The sequence below is a fragment of the Candidatus Binatia bacterium genome (assembly GCA_035631035.1).
Classification (GTDB): domain Bacteria; phylum Eisenbacteria; class RBG-16-71-46; order SZUA-252; family SZUA-252; genus DASQJL01.
This window is the reverse complement of sequence record DASQJL010000024.1, coordinates 1-13,731: the sequence shown is the minus strand read 5'-3', so window position 1 is coordinate 13,731 and position 13,731 is coordinate 1. Positions and strand designations below refer to the sequence as shown.

Sequence of the window (13,731 nt, the reverse complement as noted above, 5' to 3'; positions counted from 1 at the left end):
CGCATGACAGTTGTCGCCGGATTCACCGCCGCTAGCAGCGGTGAAATCGCATGACAGTTGTCGCGAAATTCACCGCCGCTAGCAGCGGTGAAATCGCGTGACAGGTGTCGCGGGATTCACGCTCGCCAGTGCGGGTGAATGTCCAAGCACGCTCGAAGAGCGGGCTTCTCGTGCGCGCCAGTCAACTTGCGCTGGCGCAAGTATATATTTATGTTAACTAAAGGCTAGCGAGAAAGGCGATCGACGATCACGCGCAACGTGTCGGCGAGCTGCTCCTCGGTCACTCGCGTGCCGGGATCCTGATTCGGATCGATCCAGACATGCTGGACCCGCTGCTGGTCCAGGACGCTGTCTGGCATCGACCCTCGGGCCGCCGCGACCCGAACGCTCTCCGCCGAATCGGCACGTCGGAGCAACTCCGCTAACGGGAGGCGGGGCCGCGACAATCCGTGCTTTGCGGCCGCGACCCGGTCGATCATCCAAACCATGTGGCGCGTGTCGAACGCCACCAGCCGGCTCGAGCTGTGGGACTCACCCATACGCAGCAGACCCACCGACCATCCAGACGAATCGGCATCGATCGTGTAGTGGTCCACGCACAACAAGGCCTGGTAGTACGTGCCAGGAAGTCGGGGACGCGTGTCGCGCGCCGCGAAGATGACGTAGCGCTTCCCGAGCTCGAGACGAATCGCGTGCTCGTCCACGTAGAGGAGACCACCATCGGAGCCGCCGTCCCCGATTAGACTCAGGGTATCGGGACTTCCGGCTCCCTTGATGTATCGATTCTGACGGAAGCGGTAACCGGTCATGACCGTCCCCCCAGGCGACTCCTGGTCACGCAGGTGGACTCTCATCGAGGTGATGTCCTGAACAGTGCCCACGAAGATCAGATCGGAGCGGGCGATGACCTGCTCCAACGAGGCGTGGCCAGCGCACTCGGCCAGGAGGAGTGGAGCCGCGGCGGCCAGGGCAAGGCACATCGCGGCGATCGCTGGTGCGAAGCGACTCATGGTGGCTGGACCTCGACCGGACCGCAGGGGTGCCGCAAGGGTAGTCCTTTCAGGAAGGCGACCGGGAATTTTCCGGCGACGGGCTCTGGAAGAGCCGTCCCAAACCTGATAAGCTCCCGTGCTTCAAACGGAAGGGCGATTAGCTCAGCTGGTTAGAGTGCCTGCTTGACATGCAGGAGGTCAGAGGTTCAAGTCCTCTATCGCCCACCATTTCCCTCGAAACGGAAGTGAGTCGAACCCCGAAATGCTGAACCTCGAACTGAACGGCCGGACCTTCCAGGCCGAGCCCGGCACCACCCTCGACGCTCTCTTCATGGCGCAGTACAAGGAGGGCTTCAAGGAGGGGATCGCGGCCAAGCTGAACGGCCGCGTGGTCGATTTCCACACCCCGCTCAAGGAGTCGGGGAAGCTGGAGATGATCACCGCCGACTCGCCGGAGGGGCTCGCCGTGCTGCGGCACTCCACCGCGCATCTCATGGCCTCGGCGGTCGTGAAGCTCTTTCCGGAAGCGAAGCTCGCGATCGGCCCCGCCATCGAAGAGGGGTATTACTACGACTTCCAGGTGGACCGCCCGTTCCAGCCCGAGGACCTGGCCGCGATCGAGAAGCTGATGCACGAGATCGCCGACGAGGACCACCGGTTCGTCCGCGGCGAGATCCAGCGCGACGAGGCGCTCCGGAAGTTCGAGAAGGAAGGGGAGGCGTTCAAGGTCGAGCTGATCCGCGATCTCCCCGATCCCACGCTCAGCACCTACACGCACTCCTTCTTCACCGATCTCTGCCGCGGGCCCCACGTGCCGCGCACGAAGATGCTCCGGCACTTCCGGCTGCTCTCGGTCGCGGGCGCCTACTGGCGCGGCGATTCGAACCGCCCGATGCTCCAGCGCATCTACGGCACCGCGTTCCCGTCGAAGAATCGCCTCGAGGAGCATCTCAAGAACCTCGAGGAGGCGAAGCTCCGCGACCACCGCAAGGTGGGACAGGCGCTGGATCTCTTCAGCATCCACGACGAGGTGGGCGGCGGGCTGATCTTCTGGCATCCCAACGGCACCGCCATGCGGCGGGTGATCGAGGACTTCTGGAAGGACGAGCACGTGCGCCGCGGCTACCAAATGGTCACCACGCCGCACATCGCGCAGGTGGATCTCTGGAACAAGTCGGGGCACACCGGCTTCTATCGCCAGAACATGTACTTCCTCGAAGTGGACGAGAAGGAGTACGTGCTGAAGCCGATGAACTGCCCGTTCCACATCCTGATCTACAAGCGGAAGAAGCACTCCTACCGCGAGCTTCCGATCCGGATCGCCGAGCTGGGCACCGTCTATCGCCTGGAGAAGTCGGGCGTGCTCCACGGGCTGGCGCGCGTGCGCGGCTTCACGCAGGACGACGCCCACATCTTCTGCACCCCCGAGCAGGTGGAGGGGGAGATCCAGGGCGTGCTCGAGCTCGTGCAGTTCATGCTCGGCACCTTCGGCTTCGCCGAGTACAAGGTGGAGCTCTCCGTGCGCGATCCCAAGCGCAAGGAGGACTACCTGGGCGAGGACCACGAGTGGGAGCTGGCCGAGAACGCGCTCGAGAAGGTGGTGAAGCGCGCCGGCCTGCCGTACCACCGCGCCGAGGGGGAGGCGGTCTTCTACGGGCCGAAGATCGACATCAAGCTGACCGACGCCATCGGCCGCGAATGGCAGTGCTCCACCATCCAGTTCGACTTCAACCTGCCGCGCCGGTTCGAGGTGGGGTACGTCGCCGCCGACGGCCAGGAGCACCAAGCCTACATGGTGCACCGGGCCCTGCTCGGCTCCATGGAGCGCTTCTTCGCGACCCTGATCGAGCACTACGGCGGGGACTTCCCGGTCTGGCTCGCGCCGGTGCAGGTGCAGCTGATCACGATCACCGACGACCAGAAGCCCTACGCCGAGGAGGTCAAGACGCTCCTGCGCGAGCAGGGGATCCGCGCCGAGGCCGACCTCCGGGAAGAGAAGATGGGCGCCAAGATCCGGGATGCCGAGCTGATGAAGATTCCTTACATGCTGGTGCTGGGAAAGAAGGAAGTGGAGGATCGGGCCGTCTCGGTCCGCAGCCGCAAGAAGGGGAACGAGGGGTCCATGCCCGTCGGCGCCTTCGTCGAAAAAGTGGTTGCGGAGGTGCGCGCCAGGTCCTAAACTGCTCTCCCATTCGGTGTTAAGTAGGAGCCTGCTGGCTTCTCACCCCGGGGCGTCCAGCTGCCGGGGTTCTCGCCGTCGCAGGGTCATCGGGCCCTCCGACGCACTGCCGCCGACGCGCTTCATGGACGCGTCCCCGGCTACCCCCGCCAGCAAAGCTCCCCCGCGCCGAGGCCAAGGCTTTCAGGACGAATAAGGAGGAACGCTCGATCGCCACCACGAAGGAAATTCGCGTCAACGACCGCATCCGCATCCCCTCGGTCCGGGTGATCGGACCCGACGGAGAGCAGATCGGCATCCTGGCCATCCGCGAAGCACTCGCCTTCGCCCAGGAACGGAATCTCGATCTCGTCGAAGTGTCGCCCACGTCCAAGCCCCCGGTCTGCCGGGTCATGGACTTCGGCAAATACAAGTACGAGCAGAACAAGAAGGCCCAGAAGGCTCGGAAGAAGCAGCACGTCACGCACCTGAAGGAAGTGAAGCTCCGACCGAAGATCGAGGACCACGACTACAACTTCAAGGTCGAGCACGGCCGGCAGTTTCTCCTGGAGCACGACAAGGTGAAGTTCACCGTCATGTTCCGTGGCCGCGAGATGGCGCACCCGGAGGCGGGGTTCCGCCTGCTGCAGAAGGTGGTCAAGGATCTCGAGGAAGTCGGAATGGTCGAGATCCCGGCGCGCATGGAGGGTCGGAGCATGACCCTGCTGATGGTGCCGCGCCAGGCCGCGCTCAAGCCGGGCGAGAAGAAGCCGGCCACGGCCGGAACGGCGTCGGCGTCGGGAGCGAGCAGCGCGCCGCGGCCCGCGCCGGCGAGCGGCACCGGTCCGAGGCCAGCCGCGTCGGGCGCGGGGCCGAAACCGGCATCGCCCGCCCCGAGACCGGCGTCGGCATCGTCGCCGGCCGAGGTGAAGCCCAAGTCGTAGCGGTTCACGAGTCAGCCACGAAGGAGTCCGAATGCCCAAGATGAAGACCAGCCGGGCCACGGCGAAACGGTTCAAGCATACCGGCACGGGCAAGATCAAGCGGTCCCGCGCCTATTCGCGGCACCACCTGGGTCTCAAGACCCGCAAGCAGAAGCGCCGCCTCCACTCCTCGGCGATCGTCGAGCCGACGGAGAAGCGGCACATGCAGAAGCTTCTACCCTACGGCGGCTGATCCCGTCCGGATCGGCCCCGAGATGAGGAACTGAACGATGCCACGCACCAAAACCGTCGTACCGGGTCGCAAGCGCCGCCGGAAGGTCCTGACCGCGGCGAAAGGGAACCGGGGCGGACGCCGCAAGCTCTACCAGACCGCGCGCGAGACGCTGCTTCGCGGCATGCAGTTCGCGTTCCGGGACCGGAGGGCGAAGAAGCGGGACTTTCGACGGCTGTGGATCGTGCGCATCAACGCCGCCGCGCGTCTCCACGGCCTCTCCTACAACGAGTTCATCCGGGGCCTGAAGGTGGCCCAGGTCGGAATCGACCGCAAGGTGCTCGCGGACCTCGCCGTCCGGGACGCCGCCGCCTTCGCCCGCCTGGCCGAGGTGGCCAAGCAAGCCCAAGCCGCAGCCTAACCCCGCCGTGCCCGTCTCCGAGTCCGTGCCGATGATGGAACGGATCGAAGCGCTCGGCGCGGAAGGGGAGCGCGCGCTCCGTGAGGCCGCCACGGCGGCCGAGCTGGAAGCGGCGCGCGTCCGCTACCTGGGGCGGAAGAGCGACCTCACCCAGGTTCTCCGCGGCCTCAAGGACCTGGCAGCCGAAGCGCGCGCCGAAGTGGGCGCGCGCGCCAACGCGACGCGGGTGCGGCTGGAAGCCGCCCACGCCGAGGCCGAAGCGCGCCTCGCCGCGCAGGCGCCCGCCGCCGCGCGCGACGTGACGCTGCCGGGCCGCCGCGCGCCGGTCGGCCACCGCCACCTCATCACGTCCGTCTTCCGCGAGATCGAGCAGATCTTCCGCGGCCTCGGCTTCTCCGTCGCGACCGGTCCCGACGTCGAGGACGACTGGCACAGCTTCACCGCCCTCAACATGCCCGAGGGACATCCCGCGCGCGACGAGACCGACACGTTCTATCTCCAGAGCGGCGCCCTGCTCCGGCCCCACACCTCGCCGGTGCAGATCCGCACCATGGAGGCCAACGCCCCTCCCGTGCGCATCATCTGCCCGGGGCGCGTCTACCGGAACGAGGCGATCGACGCCACCCACCAGGTCGAGTTCCACCAGGTGGAGGGCCTCTACGTGGACCGGAACGTCTCGCTCGCCGATCTCAAGGGCACGCTCGACCATTTCCTGAAAGCGTTCTTCGGGCGGGACACCGAGATCCGTTTCGTCCCGTCCTACTATCCGTTCGTGGAGCCGGGGGCCGCGGTGGACATCCGCTGCTTCTTCTGCGGCGGGAAGGGGTGCAACGTCTGCGGCCCGCTCTCGGGCGGGTGGCTCGAGGTGCTGGGCGCCGGCATGGTCCATCCGAACGTCTTCCGCGCCGTGGGCTACGACCCGGAGGTGTGGACCGGCTGGGCGTTCGGCGCGGGCATCGAGCGCCTCGTCATGCTGCGCCACGGCGTCCCGGACATCCGGATGTTCCTCGAGAGCGACGTGCGCTTCCTCCGGCAGTTCTAGGGGCGCCGTCCCGACACCCATGAACGCGATGCGGAGCGATCCCCGATGAAAGTCACCTGGAGCTGGCTCGGCGACTGGACCGGCCTTCCGGAATCCCCCGAGGCGCTGGCGCACCTGCTCGCCACGCGCGGACTCCCGGTCGAGTCCCTCGAGAAGGGAACGGCCTACGATCCCACGATCGTCGTGGGGCACGTGCTCGAGGTGGCGCCGCACCCCAACGCCGACCGGCTGCGCCTCTGCAAGGTGGACTTGGGCGGCGGCGTGCGCTCGATCGTCTGCGGCGCTTCGAACGTCGCGGCGGGGCAGCGCGTCGCGGTGGCGCAGATCGGCAGCAAGCTCCCCGACGGGACCAAGCTCAAGAAAGCGAAAATCCGCGGCATCGAGTCCGAGGGGATGATCTGCTCGGAGAAGGAGCTCGGCCTCTCCGCCGAGTCGGAGGGGATCTGGGTGCTGCCGGGATCGCCCGTCATCGGCATGCCGCTCACCGACCTCCTCGGCTCGGGAGACGCCGTGCTCGACGTGGAGATCACCTCGAACCGCACCGACTGCATGGCGGTGCGCGGGCTCGCGCGCGAAGTCGCCGCCGCGCGCGGGGAGCGGCTCAAGACGCCTCCGCCGCTCCGCGCCGCGGGGAAGGGTGAGCTCCCGCGGGTCACGATCGAGAGCGCGACCGACTGCCCCCGCTACATGGCGCGCGTGGTCACCGGGCTCCGGATCGGCCCCTCGCCCGACTGGCTCCGCCGTCGGCTCGAGGCGACCGGGTTCCGGAGCATCAACAACGTCGTCGACGTGACGAACTACGTGCTGCGCGAGTACGGCCAGCCGATCCACGCCTTCGACGCCGCGAAGGTCGCCGGGCGGGAGATCCGCGTGCGCCGGGCGCGCGAGGGCGAAGCGCTCACGCTCCTCGACGGACGGAAGGTCGCGCTCGGGCCGCACGTCCAGGTGATCGCCGACGCGTCGATCCCGATGGCGCTCGCGGGGATCATGGGCGGGCTCGACTCCGGCGTGACCGACGCGACGACGTCGGTCGTGCTCGAGTCGGCCCAGTTCGATCCCGCGCTCACGAAAGAGGCCGCGCGCCGGCTGGGCGTCGAGACCGACGCCTCGACCCGGTTCGGCCAGGGCGTGGATCCCGACGGCGTGGCGCTCGCGCTGGACGCGACCGCGCGGCTCCTCGCCGAAGTCGCGGACGGGACGGTCGTGGACGCGGTCGTGGACCAGTGGCCCGGCCGGAGCGAGCCGCGCGCCATCCGGCTCCGTCTGAACCGCGCGAGCCGGCTCCTCGGCATCCAGGTCGCTCCCGAGACGGCCGCGCGCGCGCTCGCCGGCCTCGAGATTCCGCAGCAGGGCGCCTGGACGCAGGAGGGGGCCGAGACCGTCGGCGTCTTCCTCGCGCCGCGCTTCCGCAAGGATCTCGAGATCGAAGAGGATCTGGTCGAGGAGGTGGCCCGCGGCATCGGCTATGACGCCGTGCCCGCCACCGTCGCCGCCGCGTCGGTTCCCGCGATCGCCGAATCGCCCGAGCCCGCGTTCGCCGCGCGCATCGTGGACGTGGCGGTCGGACTCGGGTTCGACGAGGCGATCGGCTCGGCGCTCGTGGGCGACATCCCCGCCGAGGCGCGCGAGGGGATCGAGGACGCGAGCATCTGGGAGATCCAGAATCCGAAGAGCCGCGAGCTCAAGCATCTGCGCGTGAGCCTCCTTCCCGGCCTGCTCGCCATCGCCGCCCGGAACGTGCGCCACGGCGTCGCCGACGTGCGCCTGGCCGAGGTGGGGAAGGTGTTCCAGGCGACGCCGCCTCCGCTGGGCTCCGAGCGGCTCGAGGCGGCGCTGCTCCTCACCGGCTCGGCCGACGCCTGGAACCGCCCCGGCGCCGAGGACGACCGCTACCTGGAGCTGCGCGGCGCGGTTGAAGCGCTTTATGAAGCATTGGGAATTGACTCATGGCAGGGCGGCTCCTACCATGATGCGTGCTGGGCTCGCGGGACCGGTTCCGTATGGTCGGTTTCGGGAAGCCGGCTCGGCCGGATGGGCGAAGTCGCCCCGTCGCTGGCCCGCCAGATGGGTCTGACGCAGCCCGCATGGGCGGCGATCGTGGATCTGGCGGTCGCGCTCCGTGCCGCGCCCCGGGAGCGGCGCTACCGAGAGGTGCCGCGGTTCCCGGCGTCGAAGCGGGATCTGGCGGTTGTCGTGCGGCCCGATGTGACGCACGAGGATCTCGCGGCGGCGATTCGAGCGGCTGGGGGGCCGCTGCTGCACACCATCCGGCTATTCGACGTCTACAAGTTCCGCGACGGAGAGCACGCGGGCCGGTCGAGTCTGGCCTACGCGCTCGAGTTCCGCTCGCCGGAGCGCACGTTGACCGACCGCGAGGTCGAAGAAGCGTTCGCGGCGATCGTGCGCGCCCTGGAATCGAAGCTGGGCGCGACGCTTCGCGGCGGCGCGGAGGTGCCCCGCGCGTGAGCGCGATCGTGACCGAGCTGTCCGCGCTGGAAGAACGCGTGCACGAGATCGTGAGTCTGCTGGAACGGATGCGCGAGGAGAATCGCGCCCTGACCGGCGAACGGGATGACCTTCGGGCGAAAGTGCGGGCGCTCGAAGCGGCGGCGGGCAAGCATGCCGCCGCCGATACCAAGACCCGCTTGAAATCGCTCGAAGACGAACGGGCGACTCTTTTGGAAGAACGGCGGGCGCTCGCGCGGCGCGTCGAGGAGATGTTGGCGAAGCTGTCGGTCCTCGAGAAAGCCGTGCACGCCTGACGCCATCGGCCGGCCCGGACATCCGTCGGGGCGGCTGCCGGAAACGACGAGAACGAAAGGACCGAGGTGGGATCGGAACCGACGACCCAGAGCGTGACGATCTTCGGCAGCGAGTACAAGATCAAGGGCGCCGACCCCGATTACATCCAGACCGTCGCGGCATACGTCGACGGAAAGATGCGCGAGCTGGAACGCAGGCTCGCAACGGGAACTCCCACCAAAATCGCCATCCTCGCCTCGCTCAACATCGCGGACGAGCTTCTCCGGGAACGCGCCGAGCGCGGCCGGCTCGACAAGGAGCTGGCCGAGCGCACCAAGGCGCTCACCAAGACCATCGGAGACACGCTTCGCGAGCGCTGAGCCCTTCCGGCGGCACGCATTCACGACGGAGGTCGACACCGGCCACGACAACGACGAACAACCGAAAACCCTGCCATGCTCGTGTGGTGCCGGAATTTTTTGAGCCACAACTCAAGACTTGGGAGTCTGGATCCCCGGCGTAGTGATGGTCCGCCGTTGGCGGATGACGTGATCCCGGGAGAAGGGCACCCACCTGGTCGCTCCAGGTTCAAAAGTCTCGCGCCCACGGCATCGGCGGGGCTCTTTTTGTATCGGGAGGAACGCCGCTCATGACCGTGTCCCTGCTGACGCTGATCCTCGCCGCCCTCGGCTCGGGCATCGTGGCGTTCCTGCTCGGATGGATCGCCCACCGGAAGATCGGCGAGGGGAAGGTGCTGCGCGCCGAAGAGCTCGCGGCGAAAATCCTGCGCGAGGCGGAGCGGGAGGCCGAGACCCAGAAGAAGAGCGCCCTCCTCGAGGCCAAGGACGAGTGGTTCAAGGAGAAGTCGCGCCTGGACCGCGAAGCGCAGGCCCAGAAGAACGAGATCCAACGCGCGGAGCGGCGGCTTCAAGAGCTGGAGACCAACCTGAACCGCCGCGCCGAGGTGCTCGACAAGAAGGAGCGGGACCAGAAGCGGCTGGAGCGGGAGCTGACGGTCAAGGGCGAGGCGATGGAGCTTCGCGACAAGGAGCTCGAGCGGGTCCTGACCGAGCAGAACGCGCGGCTCCAGCGGATCAGCGGCATGACCGCCGACGAGGCGAAGCAGCTTCTGATCGTGAACATGGAGAACGAGGCGCGGGCCGAGGCCGGGAAGCTCCTGCAGCAGATCCGCGAGGAATCCACCCGGAACGCCGAGAAGGAGGCGCGGGAGATCGTCACCCTGGCGATCCAACGCTGCGCCGCCGACCACTCCGCCGAGACCACCGTCTCGGTGGTGCACCTCCCCAGCGACGACATGAAGGGGCGGATCATCGGGCGCGAGGGGCGGAACATCCGCGCCTTCGAGACGGTGACCGGCATCGACGTGATCATCGACGACACGCCCGAGGCGGTGATCCTCTCGGGCTTCGACCCCGTCCGGCGCGAGATCGCCAAGCGCTCGCTGGAGAAGCTGATCACCGACGGCCGGATCCATCCCGCGCGCATCGAGGAGGTCGTGGCCAAGGTGCAGAAGGAGCTGGAGGAACAGATCATCGAGCTGGGCGAGGCGGCCGTGCTCGAGGTGGGGGTGCACGGCATGCACCCGGAGATCGTGAAGCTCCTGGGAAGGCTCCAGTACCGCACCAGCTACGGCCAGAACATCCTCCAGCACTCCAAGGAAGTCGCCTGGATCTGCGGGATCATGGCGGGGCAGCTCGGCTTCGACACGCAGATCGCCAAGCGCGCGGGGCTCCTCCACGACCTGGGCAAGGCCGTGACGCACGAGGTGGAGGGAGCGCACGCGCAGATCTCGATGGATTTCGCCCAGCGCTACGGCGAGCCGCAGGAGGTGGTCCGCGCGGTGGGCTACCACCATCACGATCCCACGGCGGAGAACCTCTACGCCGTGCTCGTCATGGCGGCGGACGCCGTCTCCGGCGCGCGCCCCGGCGCGCGACGCGAGAGCATCGAGAACTACGTGAAGCGCCTCGAGGCGCTGGAGAAGATCGCCGACTCCTTCCCGGGGGTCGAGAAGTCCTACGCGATCCAGGCGGGGCGCGAGGTGCGCATCATGGTCGAGCCCAAGAACGTGGACGACGCGCGCGCCTCGCAGCTGGCGAGCGACGTCGCCCGTCGCGTCGAGCGGGAGCTCCAGTACCCCGGCATGATCAAGGTCGTGGTGATCCGCGAGACGCGCGCCATGGAATACGCGCGCTAGGCCCCGCGTGAACATCCTCTTCGTCGCGGACATCTTCGGTTCTCCGGGCCGCCGCGCGGTCCGGGACCTCCTGCCCGAGATCGTCGCCTCCATGGGCATCGACCTGGTGGTCGTGAACGTGGAGAACGCGGCCGCCGGCTTCGGCGTCACGAAAGAGATCCTGGAAGAGGTGAAGGGGCTGGGCGTCCAGTGCATGACCAGCGGCAACCACATCTGGGACCGGCGCGAGGTGATGCCTCTGCTGGACTCGGAACCTTTGCTGCTCCGGCCGCACAACTACCCGCCAGGGGTGCCGGGGCGCGGCGTGATGATCGCCCGGACCGCTTCGGGCGCGAAGGTTGGGGTCATCAATCTCATGGGACGGGTTTTCATGCGCGAGCTGCTCGACCCCTTCCGCGTGGCGGAGGAAGAGGCGGCGAAGCTCCGCGAGGAGACGCCGATCATCCTCGTGGACTTCCACGCCGAGGCGACCGCGGAGAAGGTGGCGCTGGGGTGGCACCTGGACGGCAAGGTCTCGGCCGTGATCGGCACGCACACGCACGTCCAGACCGCGGACGAGCGGATCCTGCCCGGCGGCACCGGCTACATCACCGACGCCGGGATGACCGGGCCGCACGACTCGGTGATCGGCGTGCGCAAGGACCAGGCGATCCGAAAGTTCCTCACGCTGCTGCCGACCCGCTTCGAGCCCGCGACGGGGGATGTACGCCTTCACGGCGTGCACCTCGAGGTGGACGACGTCACCGGGCGCTGCCGCCACATCGAGCGTGTGGCCATGGCGCTGGAGCCGGCCCCGGGAGCCGTCGTCCCGTGACCGCCGCGACGGCCATCCCGTGACCACCGCGCCCGCTGCGGCGCTTCTGCTGGGCGGCCCGCTCGCTACCGAAATCCGCGCCGGGGTGAAGCGGCGCCTCGAGGCGCTCCGCGACCGGGGCAGGCCCGCGGGGCTTGCCGTCGTCACGGTCGGAGAGCCCCCTTCCGGGAATCCCTACGTGCGGGCCAAGGTGAAGGCGGCACAGGAAGCAGGCGCCGTCGCCACCGTCCATCGCCTTGCGGAAGACATCTCCGAATCGAAGCTGGGCGATGCCCTTCGCGCGATCGGCGACGATCCGGCCGTGCACGGGTTGATTCTCCAGCTTCCGCTCCCGCGCCATCTGCGCGAGGAGCGCCACCTGGAGGATGTGCCCCAGGCCAAGGACGTGGACGGCATCCATCCCGCGAACGTGGGCCGGTGGGTGAACGGGCTTCCCGCACCGCGCCCGGCCACGCCGCTCGGGGTTCAGGAGCTCCTGCGGCGCCACTGCGGCGATCTCGCGGGGAAGCGCGCCGTGATCCTCGGGCGGAGCCGCATCGTCGGCCGTCCGCTCTCGGTGCTGCTGTCGTCGCGCGAGCCGGGGATGAACGCGACGGTGACCCTGTGCCACTCGGAGACGCGCGACCTTCCCGCGCTCTGCCGGGAGGCCGAGATCCTCGTCGTGGCCATCGGCCACCGCCGCTCGATCGGCGCGGCGCACGTCCGCCCGGGCGCCGTCGTGATCGACGTCGGGATCCATCCCATCGCGAATCCCGCGCCTGGAGCGCCGCGCTACGAGGGCGATGTGGACTTCGAGGCGGTTCGTGGCATCGCGTCGGCGATCACGCCGGTGCCCGGCGGCGTGGGGCCGCTGACCGTGGCGATGTTGCTCCGCAATCTGGCCGACGCCGCCGAGGCAGCATCGTGAGGACAGGGCTGGGGGGCGGGCGCATCGTGAGCTCCGGGCGTTATCCCGAGAGAGCGACACCTGTCTTCACATTCACACTCGCTAGCGGCGGTAAAAACCTGGCCGCCGAGGCAATCGTATCGTGAGCGCGCGTCGCGCCACCGCCCGCTGGGATCCGCGCGAGGGCGAGCCCCACGTCTACACCGTTGGCGAGATCGTCACGGAGCTGAACGCGCTCCTTACCGGAGAGTATCCGGCCGTCACTGTCGAGGGGGAGATCAGCGACTACAAGGCCCACGCGTCGGGGCACGAGTACTTCTGCATCAAGGATCGCCGTGCCCAGCTGCAGGTCGTCTTCTTCGCCAACCAGCCGAGGCTCCGGGGAGTCACCCTCGGAAATGGGGTCGCTGTCCGGATCACCGGCTGCATCACGATCTACGAGCCGCGCGGGAGCATGCAGCTCAAGGCCGAGCGCGTGGTCCCTGTCGGCTACGGTTCCCTCCAGATCCGCTTCGAGGAATTGAAGCGGAAGCTTCAGGCCGAAGGCCTCTTCGCCGAGGGTAGAAAGCGGCCGATTCCGCGCTACGCGACGCGGATCGCGCTCGTGACCTCGCTCTCCGGCGCGGCCATCCAGGACTTCCTCCGGGTCTACCGCCAGCGCCTGCCGCATGTGCGGCTCACGATCGCGCCGGCGCGGGTTCAGGGGGAGGGGGCCGCAACCCAGATCGCCGCCGCGATCCGCCTCGTGAATGAATGGGGCGGCGCGGACTTCATCGTCATCGGGCGCGGAGGCGGCTCCATGGAAGACCTCTGGGCCTTCAACGAGGAGGTCGTGGTGCGCGCGATCGTCGCCTCGCGCATTCCCGTCGTCTCCGCCGTGGGACACGAGTCGGATTACACGTTGTCCGATTTCGCCGCCGACGCCCGCGCCGCCACACCCTCGCACGCCGCCCAGATGGGGGCGAGCCAAGAAGAGGCGCGTCAGGCGCTGCACCGGCTGGCCGGGCACGCCCGCGAGCGACTGATGCGCGAGCTGCAGCGCGACCGCCGGCACGTCGAGGGGCTCCGGACGCACCGCGCCCTCCACGATCCCTACCGCCGGATCGAGACCGGACGCCAGACGCTGGACAACACCCGCGACGTCCTCGTGCGCGCGCTCGAGGGCTGGGCGCTTCGCCGGCGCGGGGCCGTGGGCTCGGCCTCCACGCGCCTGCGCGCGCACGCTCCCGCCCGGATCGTCGAGCGGATGCGCGAGCGCCTGCTGGACCTGCGCCGCCGCGCCGAGCGCGCCTCGACGGGGGAT

The 13,731-nt window shown here is 68.5% G+C and carries 13 protein-coding genes, 1 tRNA gene and 1 other RNA gene; 14 read left to right on the top strand and 1 reads right to left on the bottom strand.

Going from position 1 to position 13,731, the window contains the following annotated elements; all coding sequences use genetic code 11:
- Positions 1 to 224 precede the first annotated feature (224 nt).
- Positions 225 to 1,010, bottom strand: a complete 786-nt coding sequence (locus tag VE326_02545) for a hypothetical protein (protein HYJ32073.1) — start codon at positions 1,008 to 1,010, stop codon at positions 225 to 227.
- A 133-nt stretch (positions 1,011 to 1,143) separates the two neighbouring features.
- On the opposite strand from VE326_02545, the gene VE326_02540 reads away from it, so the two are divergent.
- From VE326_02540 to xseA, 14 genes are all read left to right on the top strand, one after another.
- Positions 1,144 to 1,220, top strand: a tRNA-Val gene (locus VE326_02540).
- Positions 1,221 to 1,254: 34 nt separating this feature from the next.
- Positions 1,255 to 3,171, top strand: coding sequence for a threonine--tRNA ligase (gene thrS, locus VE326_02535; protein ID HYJ32072.1), 1,917 nt, complete (start codon positions 1,255 to 1,257; stop codon positions 3,169 to 3,171).
- A gap of 209 nt (positions 3,172 to 3,380) precedes the next feature.
- Positions 3,381 to 4,094 (top strand): translation initiation factor IF-3, encoded by a 714-nt coding sequence (gene infC / locus VE326_02530; GenBank protein HYJ32071.1) that lies wholly within the window; start codon positions 3,381 to 3,383, stop codon positions 4,092 to 4,094.
- 31 nt (positions 4,095 to 4,125) lie between these two features.
- On the top strand, positions 4,126 to 4,326 hold the full coding sequence (rpmI, locus tag VE326_02525) for a 50S ribosomal protein L35 (protein HYJ32070.1): 201 nt from the start codon (positions 4,126 to 4,128) through the stop codon (positions 4,324 to 4,326).
- A gap of 37 nt (positions 4,327 to 4,363) precedes the next feature.
- Complete coding sequence (gene rplT / locus VE326_02520) at positions 4,364 to 4,726, top strand: 50S ribosomal protein L20 (GenBank protein HYJ32069.1); 363 nt, start codon at positions 4,364 to 4,366, stop codon at positions 4,724 to 4,726.
- Positions 4,727 to 4,760: 34 nt separating this feature from the next.
- Positions 4,761 to 5,768: a phenylalanine--tRNA ligase subunit alpha gene (pheS, locus tag VE326_02515; GenBank protein HYJ32068.1), complete on the top strand. Its 1,008-nt coding sequence runs from the start codon at positions 4,761 to 4,763 to the stop codon at positions 5,766 to 5,768.
- A gap of 45 nt (positions 5,769 to 5,813) precedes the next feature.
- Positions 5,814 to 8,234, top strand: a complete 2,421-nt coding sequence (pheT, locus tag VE326_02510) for a phenylalanine--tRNA ligase subunit beta (protein HYJ32067.1) — start codon at positions 5,814 to 5,816, stop codon at positions 8,232 to 8,234.
- Positions 8,231 to 8,530 (top strand): hypothetical protein, encoded by a 300-nt coding sequence (locus VE326_02505; protein HYJ32066.1) that lies wholly within the window; start codon positions 8,231 to 8,233, stop codon positions 8,528 to 8,530. The genes pheT and VE326_02505 overlap by 4 nt, the downstream gene beginning before the upstream one ends.
- 66 nt (positions 8,531 to 8,596) lie before the next feature.
- A complete protein-coding gene (locus VE326_02500; GenBank protein HYJ32065.1) occupies positions 8,597 to 8,890 on the top strand; it encodes a cell division protein ZapA in 294 nt (97 codons plus the stop codon).
- A gap of 64 nt (positions 8,891 to 8,954) precedes the next feature.
- Positions 8,955 to 9,135, top strand: a non-coding RNA gene (gene ssrS, locus VE326_02495) — 6S RNA.
- A gap of 24 nt (positions 9,136 to 9,159) precedes the next feature.
- Positions 9,160 to 10,728 carry a ribonuclease Y gene (gene rny / locus VE326_02490; protein ID HYJ32064.1) on the top strand — a complete coding sequence of 523 codons (1,569 nt, stop codon included), beginning with the start codon at positions 9,160 to 9,162 and terminating at the stop codon, positions 10,726 to 10,728.
- A 7-nt stretch (positions 10,729 to 10,735) separates the two neighbouring features.
- Entirely contained in the window at positions 10,736 to 11,542 is an 807-nt protein-coding gene (locus VE326_02485) for a TIGR00282 family metallophosphoesterase (protein ID HYJ32063.1), read from the top strand.
- 19 nt (positions 11,543 to 11,561) lie between these two features.
- Positions 11,562 to 12,449, top strand: a complete 888-nt coding sequence (locus VE326_02480) for a bifunctional 5,10-methylenetetrahydrofolate dehydrogenase/5,10-methenyltetrahydrofolate cyclohydrolase (protein ID HYJ32062.1) — start codon at positions 11,562 to 11,564, stop codon at positions 12,447 to 12,449.
- A gap of 121 nt (positions 12,450 to 12,570) precedes the next feature.
- A partial coding sequence (xseA, locus tag VE326_02475; GenBank protein ID HYJ32061.1) for an exodeoxyribonuclease VII large subunit occupies positions 12,571 to 13,731 on the top strand: 1,161 nt, incomplete at its 3' end.

Bases quoted from the DNA above. Each gene is read 5' to 3' on its own strand.
- VE326_02545 (HYJ32073.1), bottom strand. From the start codon at position 1,010: ATGAGTCGCTTCGCACCAGCGATCGCCGCGATGTGCCTTGCCCTGGCC.
- thrS (HYJ32072.1), top strand. From the start codon at position 1,255: ATGCTGAACCTCGAACTGAACGGCCGGACCTTCCAGGCCGAGCCCGGC.
- rpmI (HYJ32070.1), top strand. From the start codon at position 4,126: ATGCCCAAGATGAAGACCAGCCGGGCCACGGCGAAACGGTTCAAGCAT.
- rplT (HYJ32069.1), top strand. From the start codon at position 4,364: ATGCCACGCACCAAAACCGTCGTACCGGGTCGCAAGCGCCGCCGGAAG.
- pheS (HYJ32068.1), top strand. From the start codon at position 4,761: ATGGAACGGATCGAAGCGCTCGGCGCGGAAGGGGAGCGCGCGCTCCGT.
- pheT (HYJ32067.1), top strand. From the start codon at position 5,814: ATGAAAGTCACCTGGAGCTGGCTCGGCGACTGGACCGGCCTTCCGGAA.
- rny (HYJ32064.1), top strand. From the start codon at position 9,160: ATGACCGTGTCCCTGCTGACGCTGATCCTCGCCGCCCTCGGCTCGGGC.